The organism is Kocuria himachalensis, assembly GCF_054784195.1.
This window is the reverse complement of the sequence record NZ_BAAGPL010000001.1, coordinates 90820-109497: the sequence shown is the minus strand read 5'-3', so window position 1 is coordinate 109497 and position 18678 is coordinate 90820. Positions and strand designations below refer to the sequence as shown.

The 18678-nt window shown below is 73.2% G+C and carries 14 protein-coding genes; all 14 read left to right on the top strand.

All coding sequences use genetic code 11. The features are described from left to right. Positions 1-42: 42 nt before the first annotated feature. Entirely contained in the window at positions 43-306 is a 264-nt protein-coding gene (locus ACYVM4_RS00525; protein ID WP_368821254.1) for a phosphoribosyl-ATP diphosphatase, read from the top strand. 59 nt (positions 307-365) lie between these two features. Beyond that, entirely contained in the window at positions 366-1211 is an 846-nt protein-coding gene (hisG, locus tag ACYVM4_RS00520) for an ATP phosphoribosyltransferase (RefSeq protein WP_460667312.1), read from the top strand. A gap of 45 nt (positions 1212-1256) precedes the next feature. Beyond that, positions 1257-2021, top strand: a complete 765-nt coding sequence (hisF, locus tag ACYVM4_RS00515; protein WP_460667311.1) for an imidazole glycerol phosphate synthase subunit HisF — start codon at positions 1257-1259, stop codon at positions 2019-2021. A gap of 329 nt (positions 2022-2350) precedes the next feature. Further along, positions 2351-3346 (top strand): helix-turn-helix transcriptional regulator, encoded by a 996-nt coding sequence (locus ACYVM4_RS00510; protein WP_368821257.1) that lies wholly within the window; start codon positions 2351-2353, stop codon positions 3344-3346. A gap of 155 nt (positions 3347-3501) precedes the next feature. Continuing rightward, positions 3502-4962 carry an AAA family ATPase gene (locus ACYVM4_RS00505; protein WP_460667310.1) on the top strand — a complete coding sequence of 487 codons (1461 nt, stop codon included), beginning with the start codon at positions 3502-3504 and terminating at the stop codon, positions 4960-4962. 78 nt (positions 4963-5040) lie between these two features. Next, entirely contained in the window at positions 5041-5421 is a 381-nt protein-coding gene (hisI, locus tag ACYVM4_RS00500) for a phosphoribosyl-AMP cyclohydrolase (RefSeq protein WP_368821259.1), read from the top strand. Between the two features lie 53 nt (positions 5422-5474). Then, complete coding sequence (locus tag ACYVM4_RS00495) at positions 5475-7073, top strand: anthranilate synthase component I (protein WP_460667309.1); 1599 nt, start codon at positions 5475-5477, stop codon at positions 7071-7073. After that, positions 7066-7665, top strand: coding sequence for a Trp biosynthesis-associated membrane protein (locus ACYVM4_RS00490; protein WP_368821261.1), 600 nt, complete (start codon positions 7066-7068; stop codon positions 7663-7665). The genes ACYVM4_RS00495 and ACYVM4_RS00490 overlap by 8 nt, the downstream gene beginning before the upstream one ends. A gap of 196 nt (positions 7666-7861) precedes the next feature. Further along, a complete protein-coding gene (locus ACYVM4_RS00485) occupies positions 7862-8125 on the top strand; it encodes an HGxxPAAW family protein (RefSeq protein WP_368821262.1) in 264 nt (87 codons plus the stop codon). 154 nt (positions 8126-8279) lie between these two features. Continuing rightward, entirely contained in the window at positions 8280-10400 is a 2121-nt protein-coding gene (gene trpB, locus ACYVM4_RS00480) for a tryptophan synthase subunit beta (RefSeq protein ID WP_460667308.1), read from the top strand. Between the two features lie 44 nt (positions 10401-10444). Then, positions 10445-11251, top strand: a complete 807-nt coding sequence (trpA, locus tag ACYVM4_RS00475; RefSeq protein WP_460667390.1) for a tryptophan synthase subunit alpha — start codon at positions 10445-10447, stop codon at positions 11249-11251. 76 nt (positions 11252-11327) lie between these two features. Next, positions 11328-12218 (top strand): prolipoprotein diacylglyceryl transferase, encoded by an 891-nt coding sequence (gene lgt / locus ACYVM4_RS00470; protein WP_460667307.1) that lies wholly within the window; start codon positions 11328-11330, stop codon positions 12216-12218. A 303-nt stretch (positions 12219-12521) separates the two neighbouring features. Beyond that, complete coding sequence (gene gltB / locus ACYVM4_RS00465) at positions 12522-17192, top strand: glutamate synthase large subunit (RefSeq protein ID WP_460667306.1); 4671 nt, start codon at positions 12522-12524, stop codon at positions 17190-17192. Then, positions 17185-18648 carry a glutamate synthase subunit beta gene (locus ACYVM4_RS00460; protein WP_460667305.1) on the top strand — a complete coding sequence of 488 codons (1464 nt, stop codon included), beginning with the start codon at positions 17185-17187 and terminating at the stop codon, positions 18646-18648. Before gltB ends, ACYVM4_RS00460 begins: the two co-directional genes overlap by 8 nt. The last annotated feature ends 30 nt before the right edge of the window (positions 18649-18678 follow it).

The following is an 18678-nucleotide window of genomic DNA, read 5'->3' as shown; positions in this document are numbered from 1 at the left end:
GGCCGGTCGGGAGGCCGTCGCGGACCCATTACCCTGGTAGTCGTGAAAACCTTTGAGACCCTCTTCGCCGAGATCAGTGACAAAGCCGTGACCCGACCGGAGGGCTCCGGCACGGTCCGCGAGCTCGACACCGGCGTGCACGGCATCGGCAAGAAGGTCGTCGAGGAGGCCGCCGAGGTCTGGATGGCCTGCGAGTACGAGACCCCGGAGCAGGCCGCGGAGGAGATCTCGCAGCTGCTCTACCACCTGCAGGTGATGATGGTCGCGAAGGGCCTGCGGCTCGAGGACGTCTACCGCTACCTCTGAGCGCCCCGCCGCACCGGCGTCCCCGCCCCACCGAAGCCCCTGAGCCGAGAAGGAACCCCATGCTGCGTGTCGCAGTGCCCAACAAGGGCGCCCTGTCCGAGTCCTCCGTCACCATGCTCAAGGAGGCCGGCTACCGGCAGCGGCGGGACTCCCGCGAGCTGGTGCTCGTGGACCCCGAGAACAACGTCGAGTTCTTCTACCTGCGCCCCCGGGACATCGCGGTGTACGTGGGCGGGGGCATCCTCCACGTCGGGATCACCGGCCGGGACCTGCTCCTGGACTCCGGCGCCCACGCCGACGAGGACCTCGGGCTTGACTTCGCCCGGTCCACGTTCCGCTTCGCGGGCCCGGCGGGCGAGTACTCCTCGATGGCCGAGCTGGCGGGCCGGAGGATCGCCACGAGCTACGACGGCCTGCTGCGCGACTACCTCGCCGAGCGGGGCGTGGAGGCGGACGTGGTCCGCCTCGACGGCGCCGTGGAGTCCTCCATCCGGCTGGGCGTGGCCGACGCGATCGCCGACGTCGTGGAGACCGGCAACACCCTGCGCGCCGCGGGCCTGCAGGTCTTCGGCGACCCCATCATGACCTCCGAGGCGCTGCTCATCCGCAGCCGCGCCGCCACTGAGCCCGAGGGCCTGGCCGTGCTGCGGCGGCGCCTGCAGGGCGTGCTCGTGGCCCGGCAGTACGTGATGATGGACTACGACGTCGCCGAGGAGTACGTCGAGGCCGCCACCCAGATCACCCCCGGCATGGAGGGTCCCACCATCTCCCGGCTCGGCCGCGGCAACGCCTGGGCCGTGCGCGCCATGGTCCCCAAGTCCGAGACCAACAAGGTCATGGACGCCCTCTACGAGGTCGGGGCCCGTGCCATCCTGGTCTCCCCGATCCAGGCCGCCCGGATCTGAGCCCTGCTTCCCGCCCCCATCCCCGCAGCCGAGGAGGTGCCGCCCGTGGGCGTTGCCGTACGTGTCATCCCGTGCCTGGACGTCGACGCCGGTCGAGTCGTCAAGGGCGTGAACTTCGAGAATCTGCGCGACGCCGGTGACCCGGTGGAGCTCGCCAAGCGCTACAACGAGGCCGGCGCGGACGAGCTGACGTTCCTCGACGTCACGGCGTCCTCGGCGGCCCGGGCGACGACCTTCGACGTGGTCTCCCGCACCGCCGAGCAGGTCTTCATCCCGCTCACCGTGGGCGGCGGCGTCCGCGCGGTCGCCGACGTCGACCGGCTGCTGCGCTGCGGCGCGGACAAGGCCTCCATCAACACCGCGGCGGTCGCCCGTCCCGGCGTCATCGACGAGATCACGGGGCACTTCGGCAGCCAGGTGCTCGTCCTCTCCCTCGACGCCCGGCGCACGGGCAACACCCCCTCGGGCTTCGAGGTCACGACCCACGGGGGGCGCACGCTGACCGGCCTCGACGCCCTGGACTGGGCGCGGGAGGCCGAGGACCGCGGCGTGGGGGAGATCCTGCTCAACTCCATGGACGCGGACGGCACCCGAACGGGCTTCGACCTGGAGATGATCCGGGCCGTGCGCGCACGGGTGCACGTGCCCCTGATCGCCTCCGGCGGCGCGGGCGCCCCCGAGCACTTCCCGCCGGCGGTGGACGCGGGCGCCGACGCCGTGCTCGCCGCCTCGATCTTCCACTTCGGGCCCGTGCACGCGATCGCCGAGGTCAAGGACGCGCTGCGCGCGGCGGGCCACGAGGTCCGCTGAACGGCCCCGTGGCCCGGGACGGCCACCGGGCGTAGAGTCGACAGTGAGCTGACGTCAGTCGCTCGACAGGCCGACCCGAAGGAGAGTCCACCGTGGGACTGAACAGCATCATCAGGAGTGTCACCGGGCGTGCAGGCGGGGGGACCGCCGGTCGGCCCGCCGGAGGACGCCGGGGCACCCGCGGCATGAACGCCGCGGGCCAGGCGGGCGCGGGGAGGACCAGCGGCCGCGGCCTCGGGGGCAAGCTTCGGGGCCTCCTCAACCGTCGATAGCGCACCGTGCGGTAGCGGCCCCGTCCCGGGGCCGCTCTCCACGTGCCGAGGACACCGATGACCACGTCCGGGCCGGAGGAGGCCCCCCGCCCCGCGGAGGACCCGGTCCGCCGGACGTCGTTCTCCACGCACGACGCCGACCGGGGCATCGCCGCCATGTCCGAGCTCTACACGGGTCTCGGCATGCGCGCGCCCACCGACGGCTCGTTCGAGCTGCGCATGGCGGCGGCCTCGATCGGCCCGCTCCTGGCGCACCGGTTCCGGCTCTGCACCTCCGAGTCCTCCGGCACGGGTGACGTCTCGGGCACGTACTCGGTCGTGCACGTGCTGAACGGGCACCTGACGGTCAGCTCCGGCAAGGAGCGCATCGCCACGCCCCTGCCGTTCCTGCTGCCGCAGGGACTGTACGGCGGCCGGTGGGACGGGCTCCTGGAACTGAGCACCGTGGTCCTGGACGCCCGCGCCGTCGAGGACACCGCCCGCGACCTGCTCGGCGCGCCGGACTTCGGGCTGCGCTTCACGGGCAGCACCCCCGTGTCCCCGCAGATGACCCGCTTCTGGCTCACCCAGGTCCGGCACTTCCACCGGGACCTGCTGCCCAACAAGGAGGCGCTGAGCACGCCCCTGGTGCGGGCCGAGGCGTTCCGGTCCCTCGCCGCGGCCCTGCTGCACTGCTTCCCGAACACCTTCCTGGCGCAGCCGGCGCCGTCCGGGACCACAGCGGCGCTGCCGGCGCAGGTGCGCCGGGCGGTCGCGTTCGTCGACGAGCACCTGCACGAGGACGTCGGGCTCGCCGAGATCGCCGCGGCGGCACGGATGAGCCCCCGCGGGCTGCAGGCCGCCTTCCGCCGGGAGCTCGGCCGCACCCCCGTCGGCTACCTGCGGGAGGCGCGCCTGGACGCCGCCCACCGGGACCTGCTCCGCGCCGACCCGGCCGCGGGCGAGACGGTCGCCGCCGTCGCGGCACGCTGGGGCTTCGCCCACCCCGGGCGCTTCGCGACCGTCTACCGGACCCGGTTCGGGGAGCCGCCCGGCACCACGCTGCACCGCTGACCCCTCCGGCTCGGTCCCCGCCCCGCGCGGGGCGAGGGCCTCGGGCCACCGGGCGGTGGGCACCTGCGCCCTCGGGCTGTCCGTGCTCACCCTCGCGGTCTTCTTCCTGACCGTCGCCGCCACCCGGCTGCCCACCGTCCCGGTAGGGTCGGGCCATGGACGACTCCGCCCCCGCCGACAGGACCCCCGACCCGGACGACGCCCGGCTCCTGCGCTCGGTCCGACGACTCGTGGACCGCCTCTCCGCTCTGCCGCCCGAGCGCGGGGACGAGCCCACGCCGCTCGGGCGGCACCTGTCCGCCGTGCTCGGGGCGGACGTGCGCACCCTGCCGGTGGTCTCGGAGGACTTCGCCCCGCACCGCCTGGCCGACGTCGACATCGCCCTCGCCGAGCTGGCGGGGAGCGGGCCGGGCTCCCTCCTCGGCGTCAGCGGGGGCCAGGCCCGCCATGACCTCGGCTTCGCCGAGCTGCTCACGGCCTCGTACTCCGGGGCCGGCATCGGCCCCGTCGACTACGCGAGCCGTGCCACGGGCCCGGCCACGGACCGGCAGGTCGTCGCGCTCGGCATCCGCTGCCTCACCGTGGACGGGGTGCCGGTGGCCGTGCTCCAGCGCATGCCCCGTCCCGAGTACGGCCGGCCGCGAGTGCTCCTGGAGGTGGTCGCGGCGGACCCGGCGGTCTGCGGCACGTTCCTCGCCCGGCTGCGGGCGCTGATGCTGGAGCGGAGCGTGCTGCGCGGCCAGGTGCTCTCGTTCGCCGCCACCGAGTACGGCAGCGAGGCGGGGGCCACGTTCCTGCCGCGCCCGCACGTGCTCGCCGACGAGATCGTGCTGCCCGCGGGTCTGCTGGAGCAGGTCGTGGGGCACGTCGTGGGCATCGGGGAGCACCGCGACGCCCTCCGGGCCGCGGGCCAGCACCTCAAGCGGGGGATCCTGCTCCACGGCCCGCCGGGCACCGGCAAGACCCTCACGGTCCGTCACCTGCTTTCCGTGACCCCGGGGACCACGGCCATCCTGCTGACCGGGTCGAGCCTGCACCTCATCGGGGCCGCCGCGGAGGTGGCCCGCACCTTCCAGCCGTCGATCGTGGTGCTCGAGGACGTCGACCTCGTGGCGATGGACCGGGACTTCGGGGCCGGACCCGAGCCGGTGCTCTTCGAGGTGCTCGACGCGCTGGACGGGCTCGACGGCGACGCCGACGTCGCATTCGTGCTCACGACCAATCGCGTGGCCGTGCTGGAGCGGGCGCTCGCCGAGCGCCCGGGCCGCGTGGACCTCGCCGTCGAGGTGCCGCTGCCGGACACGGACGCCCGGTCCCGGCTGTTCCGCCGGTACGCGGGGGAGCAGCGCTTCACCGCGGCCGCCCTCGACACCGCGGCGGCGCGCGCGGAGGGGACCACCGGGTCCTTCCCGAAGGAGCTGGTCCGCCGGGCCGTCCTCGCGGCGGCCGTGCGGGGTGCGGACGTGACGGACGCGGACCTGTCCGCGGCACTGGACGAACTCCTCTCCGGCCGGGAGGCGCTGACCCGCCGGCTGCTCGGCCACGCGGACGCCGGGGAGGCCCCGGACGAGGACACGGACGGGCTCCAGGCGGACGGCCCACCGGAGCACTTCTGACGGCTCCGGAGGATGCCGGTGGGCCCGGGCGCAGACCGGGGGACCGGGCCGCCAGGTCAGGTCGATAGGATGGGGACGATGAGCGAGCAGACCCCCGACACCGGAACCGACGTCCTCGATCCCGCCGTGGCCCGGCGGCTCAAGCGCGACCCCGCGGGCCTCGTGGCCGCCGTGGTGCAGCAGCACGACACCAAGGAGGTGCTGATGCTGGGCTGGATGGACGACGAGGCCCTGCGCCGGACCCTCACGGAGGGCCGCGTGACGTTCTGGTCCCGCTCCCGCCAGGAGTACTGGCGCAAGGGCGACACGTCCGGGCACGTCCAGGCCGTGCACAGCGTGAGCCTCGACTGCGACGGCGACGCCCTGCTCGTCCGGGTCGACCAGACCGGGGCGGCCTGCCACACCGGCACCCGCAGCTGCTTCGACGGCCGGGACCTCGGCGCCGTCACCGCCGTCTGAGCCGCGCCACCCTCCGCACTCCCGTCCGCCACCAGGAAGTCAGGTCGACACCCATGCAGGACCTGGGCACCATCAGCCCCACGCTCGAGGAGTTCCGCGCCCTCGCCGCGGAGCGCCGCGTCATCCCCGTCCGCGTCAGGATCCTCGCGGACGCCATGACCCCGATCGGGCTCTACCGGGCGCTCGCCCTCGAGAACGGGGCGGCCCGGCCGGGCACCTTCCTCCTCGAGTCCGCCGCGGAGGGCGGGGTCTGGTCCCGCTACTCCTTCATCGGCGCCAACTCCCGGGCCACGCTCACCGCCCGGGACGGCGAGGCGCACTGGATCGGACAGGCCCCGGCCGGCGCCCCCACCGGCGGCAGCCCCGTCGAAGCGCTGCGGGACACCATGGCGCTGCTGCACACGGAGCGCTTCGAGGACGTCCCCCCGCTGACCTCTGGGCTCGTGGGCTTCGTGGGGTGGGAGGCCGTGCGCCGCTGGGAGAAGCTCCCGCACCCGCCGGAGGACGACCTGCGCATCCCCGAGCTGGCCATGAACCTGGTCTCGGACATCGCGATCCACGACAACACGGACGGCACCGTGATGCTCGTGGCCAACGCGATCAACTTCGACGACACCGACGAGCGCGTCGACGAGGCCTGGGCCGACGCCGTGGACCGGGTGCACGCCATGCTGGAGAGGCTCGCCCGGCCCCTCGGCCGCACCACGGTCTCCACCCTCACCGGCAGCGACGAGATCCGCGGGGACCTGGAGTCCAAGGTCGCCCAGAGCTGGGACCGCACCCTGTTCATGAACTCCATCGTGGAGGGCAAGAAGGCCATCGTGGACGGGGACGTCTTCCAGGTGGTCGTCTCCCGGCGCTTCGAGACCGAGTGCACGGCCGACTCCCTCGACGTCTACCGGATGCTGCGCGCCATCAACCCCAGCCCGTACATGTACCTGTACAGCTTCGAGGACGCCGGGGGCCGTCCCTTCTCGATCGTGGGCTCGTCGCCGGAGGCGCTCGTGACCGTCACGGGCGACCAGGCCGTGACGCACCCCATCGCCGGGTCCCGCCCGCGCGGGCGCACGGTGGAGGAGGACCTCGTCCTGGAGCGGGACCTGCTCCAGGACGAGAAGGAGCGCTCCGAGCACCTCATGCTCGTGGACCTCTCCCGCAACGACATCTCCAAGATCGCCGTCCCCGGCTCCGTGGAGGTCACCGAGTTCATGGAGGTCGAGCGCTTCAGCCACATCATGCACCTGTGCTCCAACGTCGTGGGCCGGGTGCGCCCGGACGCCAGCGCCTACGACGTGCTCGCGGCGACGTTCCCCGCCGGCACCCTCTCGGGGGCGCCCAAGCCCAGGGCCCTGCGCCTGCTCGACGAGTACGAGCCGCTGCGCCGCGCCGTCTACGGCGGCGTGGTCGGCTACCTCGACTTCGCGGGGGACATGGACATGGCCATCGCCATCCGCACGGCCCTGCTCGTCGACGGCAAGGCCTACGTCCAGGCCGGCGGCGGGATCGTCGCGGACTCCGACCCCGAGACCGAGGCCCTCGAGTCCCTCAACAAGGCCACCGCACCGCTGCGGGCGGTGCTGCTCGCCGAGCGCCTGCACGCCCTGGACCTCGACCGGGTGGCCGTGCCGGAGACGGGCGCCGGGCGTGCCTGAGGGCCGCGGCTCCCGGCGGGCGATGCTGTCCCGGCGGTCCACGGTGGTGCTCGCCACCCTGGCCGCCGCCCTCGCCGTGTTCGCCTGCTCGGCCGCCACGTGGATCTCCGCCACGGTGCAGACCACGCTCCAGCCCGTGACCGTGGACGTCGCCGGGTCCGACGCCGCGCCGGCCGTGACCGCCCTGGGTCTCGTCGCGGCCGCCGGCGCCCTCACCACGGCGATCTCCGGGCGGGTGCTGCGCGCCGTGGTGGCGGTGGTGGTCCTGCTCGCCGGCCTCGGCGCCCTGGCCGCGTCCGTGGCTGTGCTGGCCGACCCGGCCGGCGCCGCGCAGACCGCCGTGGGCGAGGCCACCGGGATGATCAACGCCGGCGGCGACTTCGCCGTCACCGCCTGGCCCTCGCTCGCGGCGGCCGCCTCGGCGCTCGTGACCCTGTGCGGCGCCTGGGCCCTCGTGGCCGGGCGGTCGTGGACCGCGGCCCGGCGCTACGAGCGCTCCGGGGCGGACGGGGCCCCGGCCGGGACGCCCCGCCCCGGCGACGAGATCGACTCGTGGGACGCCCTCACCGAGGGCCGCGACCCCACCGCCTGAGCCCGGTGCCCGCACCGGGACTCCGGGCCCGCCGCAGCGGCGGACCGCACGCCCCGAAGCCCCGTGGGGCGTGCGCGGGCGCGGGCCGAGGGGTGGCACAATGGGGCGGGACAGACCGTCAGCAACCGCCGCGCCCCGCCGGGGCCGTGCGAGCGGAGCCGGCCGGCTCCGGCAGGGAAATCGGGAGTGCAACAACATGGCAAACGGAAACGAGATCGTCCTCGACCACACCGGCTTCGTAGGGCACGGCAACACGCTGGCCGCGTGGGTGACCGTCGGCATCATGTCGGTGGGCGTCATCGTGGGCGTGGTGGGCTTCACGGTGGGCAGCACCGCCGTGCTGATCGCGGGCATCGTGCTGGTCGTCGTCGGGCTCGTCGCCGGCTTCGTGCTCAGCAGGATGGGCCACGGCAGCGGTTCCGAGCAGCGCAAGCACGAGGCGCGCAACCACCAGGGCTGAGACCGGGCCGGCGCGAGCCGGCCCCGGGAGCCCGGCACGCGCACGGGCCGGCCGGTCCGCGTCCAGGGCCGGTCGCCGTCCCCGCCCGCCCCGGGCACGGCCCGCACCCACGAACGCACCAGGGCGGCCAGCGCCGTCGAGAGGACAGGAAACCATGTCGCAACAGAGCACCGGGACGGTCCTGGACGCCATCATCGAGGGCGTCCGGGCAGATCTGACGGAGCGCCGTGAGCGCGTCGGCCTCGACGAGCTCCGCCGGGCGGCCGCGCAGCAGCCCCCGGCCCTGGATGCCGAGTCGGCGCTGCGGGGACCGAGCGCGGACGCCGTGCAGGTCATCGCCGAGGTCAAGCGCTCGAGCCCCTCCAAGGGTGCGCTGGCCCCGATCGACGACCCGGCGCGCCTGGCCGCGGCCTACGAGCACGGCGGGGCGTCGGTGATCTCCGTGCTGACCGAGCAGCGACGCTTCAACGGCTCCCTGGCCGACCTCGACGCCGTGCGCGCGGCCGTGGGGGTGCCCGTGCTGCGCAAGGACTTCACGGTCGACGAGTACCAGATCTGGGAGGCGCGGGCCCACGGGGCGGACCTCGTCCTGCTGATCGTCGCCGCCCTCTCCGACGACGAGCTGCGCCGCTTCCTCGCGCTCACCCACGAGCTGGGCATGCACGCCCTGGTGGAGACGCACACGCCCGAGGAGATCGAGCGCGCGGTGGCCGTGGGCGCCCGCATCGTGGGCGTCAACGTCCGCAACCTCAAGACCCTCGACACCGACGTCGAGACCTTCGGCCGGCTCGCCGGGCTGCTGCCCCAGGACGCGGTCGTCGTGGCCGAGTCCGGGGTCGAGGGCGAGGAGCAGATCGCCCTCTACGCCTCGCACGGGGCCAAGGCCGTCCTGGTCGGCGAGGCCCTCGTGCGCAGCGCCGACCCGGCCTCGGCCATCGCGGCCTTCTGCGCGGCGGGCACGGCAGCCCGAGCCCGGCGGCACGTCCCCGAGGCCGAGGCCACCGCCGCGAAGGCGTCCTCCCTGCGCGAGGCCCCCGGACCGTACTTCGGGGACTTCGGCGGCCGGTGGATGCCCGAGTCCCTCATCGCCGCCCTCGACGAGCTCACGGACGTGTTCGAGAAGGCGAAGGCCGATCCGGAGTTCATCGCGGAGTTCCAGCGGCTCTCCCGCGACTACTCGAACCGGCCCTCCCTGCTGACCGAGGCCCAGCGCTTCGCCGCCGAGGCCGGGTGCCGGATCTTCCTCAAGCGGGAGGACCTCAACCACACCGGCTCGCACAAGATCAACAACGTGCTCGGCCAGGCCCTGCTGGCGCGGCGGATGGGCAAGACCCGGCTGATCGCCGAGACCGGCGCCGGCCAGCACGGCGTGGCCTCGGCCACCGCGGCCGCGCTGTTCGGCATGGAGTGCGTGGTCTACATGGGTGAGGAGGACACGCGGCGACAGGCCCTCAACGTCGCGCGCATGGAGCTGCTGGGTGCCACCGTGGTGCCCGTGACCAACGGCTCCCGCACGCTCAAGGACGCGATCAACGAGGCCCTGCGGGACTGGGTCGCCTCCGTCGAGCACACCCACTACCTGCTGGGCACCGCGGCGGGCCCGTACCCGTTCCCCGCGATGGTTCGCTACTTCCACGAGCAGATCGGCGAGGAGACGCGCGAGCAGATCCTGGCACAGGCCGGGCGCCTCCCGGACGCCGTCGCGGCCTGCGTGGGCGGTGGGTCGAACGCGATCGGCATCTTCCACGGCTTCCTGGACGACCCCGCGGTGGAGCTCTACGGCCTCGAGGCCGGCGGGGACGGCGTGGAGTCCGGACGTCACGCCGCCACGATCTCCCTGGGCCGTCCCGGCGTGCTGCACGGGGCCCGGACCTACCTCATGCAGGACGAGGACGGGCAGACGCTCGAGTCCCACTCGATCTCCGCGGGCCTCGACTACCCCGCCGTGGGCCCCGAGCACTCGTACCTGCACGACATCGGGCGGGCGCGCTACGAGGCGATCACCGACGTGGAGGCCATGGAGGCCTTCCGGCTCCTGTGCCGCACCGAGGGCATCATCCCCGCCATCGAGACCTCCCACGCCCTGGCCGGGGCGCTGAAGATCGGCCGCCGCTGGGTCGAGGAGCTCGGACCGGAGGCGGCCGCTGAGAAGATCGTCGTGGTCTCCCTCTCGGGGCGCGGCGACAAGGACGTGGCGACCGCCGCGGAATGGTTCGGGATGCTCCCGGACGACAGTGCCGAGGCTGAGCTCGGCGAGAAGGGCGAGCGACTGTGACCACCACCCGACACGAGACCTCCGGCCCGGACCTCGCCTCCCGCATCCTGCCGCCGGGGCTGAGCGCCGACCCCGGCTCGCGGCTCGCCGCCCGCATCGCCGAGTGCCGGGCGCAAGGGCGGCCGGCCCTGGTCGGCTACCTCCCGGCGGGCTTCCCGACCGTGGACGAGTCCATCGAGGCGGCCGTGGCCCTCGGCGCCAACGGCGCGGACGTGATCGAGATCGGCATCCCGTACTCGGACCCCGTCATGGACGGGCCGGTGATCCAGCACGCGACCACGACGGCCCTCGCCAACGGATTCCGGGTGGCCGACGTGTTCCGGGTGGTCCGTGCCGTGGCCGAGCGCACCGACGCGGTGCCCGTGGTGATGACCTACTGGAACCCCGTCCTGCAGATGGGCGTCGACACGTTCGCCCAGCGGCTCGCCGAGGCCGAGGGAGCGGGGATCATCACCCCCGACCTGATCCCCGACGAGGCCGGGGAGTGGTTCGCCGCATCCGCGGCCCACGGCCTGGACCGGATCTTCCTGGTGGCGCCCTCTTCCTCGCGGGAGCGGCTCGACCTGGTGGTCAAGGCCGCGAGCGGCTTCGTCTACGCGGTCTCCGTGATGGGCGTCACCGGCGCCCGGGACGCCGTCTCCGACGTCGCCGAGCAGCTCGTCGCGGACACGCGCGCGGCCGGCGCCCAGCACGTGTGCGTGGGCCTGGGCGTCTCCCGCCGGGAGCACGTCGAGGAGATCGGCGCCTACGCGGACGGCGTCATCGTGGGCACCGCCCTCGTCCAGGCGCTGGCCGACGGCGGCCCCGAGGCCGTGGGCGCGCTGGCCCGGGAACTGGCCGGGCGCGCCTGATAGCGTGACGGGCGGCCCCGCCCCGCGCGGGCGGGGCCGCCCCTCCCGACGACCCCACGAGCCGAGGCCCCACCGCATGCTGCTGAGCGCCGTTCCCCCCGTGCCCGCCCTGATGAGCGCCCCGCTCCGGCAGGGCATCCCCTCCCCGGACTGGTCCGGCTTCTCGGTCGGCCCGCTGACCGTGCACGCCTACGCCCTGTGCATCCTCGCGGGCATCGCGGCGGCCCTGTGGCTGACCACACGCCGCTGGGCGGCCCGGGGACTGGACCCGGAGATCGTGTGGGACGTCGTGATGTGGGCCGTCCCCGCCGGGATCGTGGGCGCCCGCGTCTACCACGTCCTCATCACCGACCCCGCCGGCTACTTCGGCCCGGGCGCGGACCCCGTCGACGCGCTGCGGATCTGGGAGGGCGGTCTCGGGATCATGGGCGCCGTGGCCTTCGGCGCCCTGGCCGCGTGGTGGGTGTGCCGCCGGCACGGGGTCTCCCTGGCCGTGTTCGCCGACGCCGCGGCGCCCGGCCTGCTGCTCGCGCAGGCGATCGGGCGCTGGGGCAACTGGTTCAACCAGGAGCTCTTCGGGCGGCCCACCACCCTGCCGTGGGGACTCGAGATCGACCCCGGCAGCGCCAACTTCCCGGCCGGGGTGCCGGCAGACACCCTCTTCCACCCCACGTTCCTCTACGAGTCCCTGTGGAACCTGCTCGGCGTGGTGCTGCTGCTGGCCCTGGACCGGCGGTTCCGGCTGGACGGCGGCCGTCTGTTCGCGCTCTACCTGATCCACTACGGCCTGGGCCGGATGCTCATCGAGCTGTTCCTGAGGATCGACCCGTCCCTCATGGTGCTGGGCCTGCGCGTGCACGTGTGGACCGCCCTGGGGGTCGTGCTGCTGGGGCTGGCCCTGTTCGCGGCGGTGGTGCTCCGCCGCCGCAGGGCCCGCGGCGGCGCCGTGGAGGCCTCGCGCGCCTGATACCGCACCGGGGGCGGGAACGGGGGCCCTGGCTGGAGAGTTTTCAGAGCTGTAACATCTGAATGCTAGATTCTTCTGGCGCCTGACCGGCGGACGGGTGAACCACGTCCTCGGCTCCGGCGCACGCCACGATCGTCCATCGTCGGACATTCCTGGAACGGGGCCCTTCCGCCGTCCGGCACCACCTCGATCACCGCTCGAGGACGTCGGCGGCAGCTCACGATCCGGCGGCACCTCCCGACCGGAGCTCTGCCGCGGGGGCCGCTCCTGTTGACCGCATCCCATGGTGAGGAGACGTCAGTCATGACCTCTACCCCGGCCGGCACCCCCGGTGACACTTCTGCCCAGGGCGGCACGGACCCCCGTCCGGACGCTCCCGCCGAGACCGCGCAGGAGCAGGCGGAGTCCCCGTTCGAGCAGTTCTCCAACGCGCCCGAGGAGCAGGGCCTCTACCACCCGGACGAGGAGAAGGACGCCTGCGGCCTCGCCGTGGTCGCGACCCTCAACGGCGCCCCGAGCCACGAGATCGTCGACGCCGCGCTGACGGCCCTGCGCAACCTGGAGCACCGCGGCGCCGTGGGCGGCGACGAGGGCACCGGTGACGGCGCCGGCCTGCTGACCCAGCTGCCCGATGCGTTCTTCCGCGCCGTGCTGGACTTCGAGCTGCCGCCCCTGGGCGGCTACGCGGTGGGCACCGCGTTCCTCCCGCACGGCGGTGCGAACGCGGAGCGGATCCAGGGCGCCCTCGAGGAGCTCGCGCGCTCCGAGGAGCTGCAGGTCCTCGGCTGGCGGCCCGTCCCGGTGGCCGAGTCCGTGGTGGGCCGGTCCGCGCGGGAGGTCATGCCGTACTTCGTGCAGCTCTTCGTGGCCGAGACCACGCCGGCGCCCGAGGACGAGGCGGCCCGGCGGCGCCTGGACCAGAAGGCGTTCCGGCTGCGCAAGCGGGCCCAGAACCGGTCGGGCGTCTACTTCCCCTCGCTGTCCTCGCGCACGATCGTCTACAAGGGCATGCTGACCACCCAGCAGCTCGAGCCCTTCTACCCGGACCTGTCCGACGACCGGTTCACCACCGAGCTCGCGATCGTGCACTCCCGGTTCTCCACCAACACCTTTCCGTCGTGGCCGCTGGCCCAGCCCATGCGCACGCTCGCGCACAACGGCGAGATCAACACCGTCAAGGGCAACCGGAACTGGATGCGCGCCCGCCAGTCGCAGCTGAAGTCCCCGCTGCTGGGCCGCAACCCCGAGGAGCTCTTCCCGATCTGCTCCGAGGGCGCGTCCGACTCGCAGTCCCTGGACGAGGTCGCCGAGCTGCTCGTGCTCTCCGGCCGGCCGGTCACCCAGGCCATGATGATGATGATCCCGGAGGCCTGGGAGAACCACGAGACCATGGACCCCGCCCGCAAGGCGTTCTACCGCTACCACGCCTCCTTCATGGAGCCGTGGGACGGCCCGGCCGCGGTGGCCTTCACCGACGGCGTGCAGGTCGGGTCGCTGCTGGACCGCAACGGGCTGCGCCCCGGCCGGTTCTGGGTCACGGACGACGGCCTGGTCGTCTTCGCCTCGGAGGTCGGCGTCGTCGACGTCGGGGACCGCAAGATCGTGCGCAAGGGCCGCGTCTCCCCGGGCACGATGTTCCTCGTGGACACCGCACGGGGCCGGATCGTGGAGGACGCCGAGATCAAGGCCCAGATCGCCTCCGCCGCCCCGTGGGAGGAGTGGGCCGACGGCAACATCATCGACATCACCGACCTCCCCGAGCGTGAGCACATGATCCACCCGCGCTCCTCCATCACCCTGCGCCAGAAGACCTTCGGGTACACGCAGGAGGAGCTGAAGATGATCGTCGGGCCCATGGCGGCCAAGGGCGCCGAGCCGATCTACGCGATGGGCACCGACACCCCGATCGCCGTGCTCTCCGAGAAGTCCCGCACCCTGTTCGACTACTTCGTGCAGTCCTTCGCCCAGGTCACCAACCCGCCGCTGGACGCCATCCGCGAGGAGCTCGTGACGAGCCTGCGCGGCTCCGTGGGCCCGTCGGGGAACCTGCTGACCACCGAGCGGGTGCGCACCCGCCAGGTCGCGCTGGACTTCCCGGTGATCGACAACGACCAGCTCGACCAGTTCCTGCACATCGAGGGCGAGGACGGGATGCCCGCGGCCCTCAAGGTGCGGGGCCTGTACCGTCCCGACGGCGGCGCGGAGTCCCTGCGCGCCCGGATCGCGGAGATCTGCGAGAAGGTCTCCGCGGCCGTGGCCCGCGGCGTGGAGTACGTCATCGTCTCCGACCGCGACTCCAACGGCGCGTGGGCCCCGATCCCGTCGCTGCTGCTCACCTCGGCCGTGCACCACCACCTCCTGCGCTCGGCGACCCGCACCAAGGTGGCCCTGGTCGTGGAGGCGGGCGACGTGCGCGAGGTCCACCACGTGGCACTGCTCATCGGCTACGGCGCGTCCGCGGTGAACCCGTACCTGGCGATGGAGTCGGCGGAGGAGCTGGTGCGCTCGGGCGACCTCACCGGGATCACCACGGAGCACGCGGTGCACAACCTGATCAAGGCCCTGGGCAAGGGCGTGCAGAAGATCATGTCCAAGATGGGCATCTCCACGGTCTCCTCCTACTGCGGCGCCCAGGTCTTCGAGGCGCTCGGCCTGTCGCGGGAGCTCGTGGACGACTACTTCACGGGCACCCACACCCAGATCGGCGGCATCGGCCTCGACGTGATCGCGGAGGAGACGGCCTCCCGCCACCGCCGGGCGTACCCGGCGGACGGCGTGACCGAGCCCCACCGGGACCTCGAGACCGGCGGTGAGTACGACTGGCGCCGGGACGGCCCGCCCCACCTGTTCAACCCCCAGACCGTCTTCCGGCTGCAGCACGCCACCCGCACCGGCCGCTACGACATCTTCAAGTCCTACACGAAGCTCGTGGACGACCAGACGAAGAAGCTGCTGACCCTGCGCGGGCTGCTCGGCTTCTCCTCGGACCGCAAGCCCGTGCCGCTCGAGGAGGTCGAGCCCGTCAGCTCGATCGTCAAGCGCTTCCAGACCGGGGCGATGAGCTACGGCTCCATCTCCCAGGAGGCGCACGAGACCCTGGCGATCGCCATGAACCGGCTCGGCGCGAAGTCGAACACCGGTGAGGGCGGCGAGGACGTCGACCGCCTGCTCGACCCGCAGCGGCGCTCGGCGATCAAGCAGGTGGCCTCCGGCCGGTTCGGCGTCACGAGCCTGTACCTGACCAACGCCGACGACATCCAGATCAAGATGGCCCAGGGGGCCAAGCCCGGCGAGGGCGGCCAGCTCATGGCCCAGAAGCTGTACCCGTGGATCGCCCGGACGCGCCACTCCACCCCGGGCGTGTCCCTGATCTCGCCGCCGCCGCACCACGACATCTACTCGATCGAGGACCTGGCGCAGCTGATCTACGACCTCAAGCGCTCCAACCCGCAGGCCCGCGTGCACGTCAAGCTGGTCTCCGAGATCGGCATCGGCACCGTGGCCTCCGGCGTCACCAAGGCCAAGGCCGACGTGGTGCTCGTCTCCGGGCACGACGGCGGCACCGGCGCGGCCCCGCTGAACTCGCTCAAGCACGCCGGCGCCCCGTGGGAGCTCGGCCTTGCCGAGACCCAGCAGACCCTGATGCTCAACGGGCTGCGGGACCGCGTGGTCGTCCAGGCGGATGGGCAGATGAAGACCGGCCGGGACGTGACCGTCGCCGCGCTGCTCGGGGCCGAGGAGTTCGGCTTCGCCACCGCCCCGCTGATCGTCGAGGGCTGCATCATGATGCGCAAGTGCCACCTGGACACCTGCCCGGTGGGCGTGGCCACGCAGAACCCGGAGCTGCGCAAGCGGTTCACGGGGCGGGCGGAGCACGTGGTGAACTTCTTCGAGTTCATCGCCGAGGAGGTCCGGGAGTACCTGGCCCAGCTCGGCTTCCGCTCGATCGAGGAGGCCGTCGGGCACGCCGAGGTCCTCGAGACCAAGGCCGCCATCGACCACTGGAAGGCGCACGGGCTCGACCTCTCGCCGATCCTGCACTCCACGGTGCTCGAGCACCGGGGCGCGGCGGTGCGCAACATGCGCGGCCAGGACCACGAGCTCGACAAGCACTTCGACAACGAGCTCATCCGGCTCTCCCGGGCCGCCCTGGAGAAGCGGGAGCCCGTGCGGATCCAGCAGCACATCATCAACACGGACCGCGCGGTCGGCACGATGCTCGGCCACGTGGTCACGAGGACGTTCGGCACGGACGTCCTCGCGCACGACACCATCGACGTGACGCTCACGGGCCAGGCCGGCCAGTCCCTCGGCGCGTTCCTCCCGCAGGGCATCACCCTGCGGCTCGAGGGCGACGCCAACGACTACAGCGGCAAGGGCCTCTCCGGCGGCCGGATCATCGTGCGCCCGGAGCGGGACGCGGTGTTCGAGGCCTCGGAGAACGTCATCGCGGGCAACGTGATCGGCTACGGCGCCACGAGCGGGGAGATCTTCCTGCGCGGCACCGTGGGCGAGCGGTTCCTGGTGCGCAACTCGGGCGCCACCGCGGTGGTCGAGGGCATCGGCGACCACGGCTGCGAGTACATGACCGGCGGCACCGCCCTGGTGCTCGGCCGCACCGGGCGCAACTTCGGCGCCGGCATGTCCGGCGGCGTCGCCTACGTCATCGACCTCGCCGAGACCTCGGTCAACAAGCAGGCGCGCGACAGCGGCGAGCTGCAGCTGCTGCCGCTGGACGAGGCGGACGCCGAGACCGTGCTGGCGCTCATCACGAAGCACGCCGAGGAGACCGGCTCCGAGCTCGCGGACCGGCTCCTCGCCGACCCCGTGGCCACGCTCGGGCGTTTCACCAAGATCCTGCCGCGGGAGTACGCCGCCGTGCAGGGCATCCGCGAAGCGGCCCGGATCCAGGGGCAGGACCCCGACGGCGACGAGGCCTGGCACAAGATCCTGGAGGTGACGACCCGTGGCTGATCCGCGCGGTTTCATGAAGGTGACCGAGCGCGTCGACCGCCCCAAGCGGCCGGTGCCCGTCCGGATCATGGACTGGAAGGAGGTCCAGGAGGCCCAGGACCGGGGGGTCCTGCAGAAGCAGGCCGGCCGGTGCATGGACTGCGGGATCCCCTTCTGCCACGAGGGCTGCCCCCTGGGCAACCTGATCCCCGAGTGGAACGACCTCGTGTGGCGGGGCCTCGACGCCGAGGCGGTCGAGCGCATGCACGCCACGAACAACTTCCCGGAGTTCACCGGGCGGGTCTGCCCGGCGCCGTGCGAGTCGTCGTGCGTGCTCGGCATCAACCAGCCCGCCGTGACCATCAAGCAGATCGAGTACTCGATCGGCGAGATGGGCTTCGACGAGGGCATCGTCAAGCCGTTCGTCCCGCAGCGCCTGGTCGGCAAGACCGTGGCGGTCGTGGGCTCCGGGCCCGGCGGCCTCGCGGTGGCCCAGCAGCTGACCCAGGCCGGGTTCACAGTGGCGGTCTACGAGCGCGACGACCGGATCGGCGGGCTGCTGCGCTATGGCATCCCCGACTTCAAGATGGAGAAGGAGGTCCTCGACCGGCGCCTCGACGTGATGCGCGCCGAGGGCACCCGCTTCCGCCCGGGGGTGGAGATCGGCAAGGACATCACCTGGGACCAGCTCAAGCGCCGCTACGACGCCGTGGTGGTCGCCACCGGCGCCACGGTGCCGCGGGACCTGCAGATCCCGGGCCGGGACCTCGACGGCGTCCACTTCGCGATGGACTACCTGGTGCAGGGCAACCGCGTGGTGGCCGGCGACGAGGTCGAGGACCAGATCTCCGCGGCGGGCAAGCACGTCATCGTCCTGGGCGGCGGCGACACCGGCTCCGACTGCATCGGCACCGCCAACCGCCAGGGCGCGGCCTCGATCACGTCCCTGGCGATCGGCCGGCAGCCGGCCGCGGACCGCTCCGACGCCGACCCGTGGCCCATGATGCCGAAGATGTTCGAGGTCTCGACCTCCCACGAGGAGGGCGGCGACCGCACCTACATGGCCTCCACCGTGGAGTTCGTGGGGGAGGACGGCAGGCTGACCGGCCTGAGGGTCGCCGAGACCGAGTACCTGCCGGACGGGCGGCGCGCGCCGAAGAGCGGCACCGAGCGGGTGATCCCGGCCGACCTGGTCTTCCTGGCGCTGGGCTTCACCGGCAACGAGTCCGAGGACATCACCGAGCAGATCGGCGCGGAGCTGGACGGCCGGACCAACCTGGCCCGCGACGACCGGTACATGAGCAACGTGGACGGCGTGTTCGCGTGCGGCGACGCCGGCCGCGGCCAGTCCCTGGTCGTCTGGGCGATCGCCGAGGGCCGCGCCTGCGCGGCCGCCGTCGAACGGTTCCTCATGGGCTCGACCCGCCTGCCGGAGCCCGTGGCCCCGACCGACCGGGCCATCGACCTCACCCTGTAGGACGGCACCACGGCGCGGGCCGCCCCCTTC

Excerpts from the sequence above, each read along its gene's own strand:
- ACYVM4_RS00505 (WP_460667310.1), top strand. The coding sequence starts at position 3,502 with ATGGACGACTCCGCCCCCGCCGACAGGACCCCCGACCCGGACGACGCC.
- lgt (WP_460667307.1), top strand. The coding sequence starts at position 11,328 with ATGCTGCTGAGCGCCGTTCCCCCCGTGCCCGCCCTGATGAGCGCCCCG.
- ACYVM4_RS00495 (WP_460667309.1), top strand. The coding sequence starts at position 5,475 with ATGCAGGACCTGGGCACCATCAGCCCCACGCTCGAGGAGTTCCGCGCC.
- ACYVM4_RS00510 (WP_368821257.1), top strand. The coding sequence starts at position 2,351 with ATGACCACGTCCGGGCCGGAGGAGGCCCCCCGCCCCGCGGAGGACCCG.
- trpB (WP_460667308.1), top strand. The coding sequence starts at position 8,280 with ATGTCGCAACAGAGCACCGGGACGGTCCTGGACGCCATCATCGAGGGC.
- hisG (WP_460667312.1), top strand. The coding sequence starts at position 366 with ATGCTGCGTGTCGCAGTGCCCAACAAGGGCGCCCTGTCCGAGTCCTCC.
- hisI (WP_368821259.1), top strand. The coding sequence starts at position 5,041 with ATGAGCGAGCAGACCCCCGACACCGGAACCGACGTCCTCGATCCCGCC.
- gltB (WP_460667306.1), top strand. The coding sequence starts at position 12,522 with ATGACCTCTACCCCGGCCGGCACCCCCGGTGACACTTCTGCCCAGGGC.
- ACYVM4_RS00485 (WP_368821262.1), top strand. The coding sequence starts at position 7,862 with ATGGCAAACGGAAACGAGATCGTCCTCGACCACACCGGCTTCGTAGGG.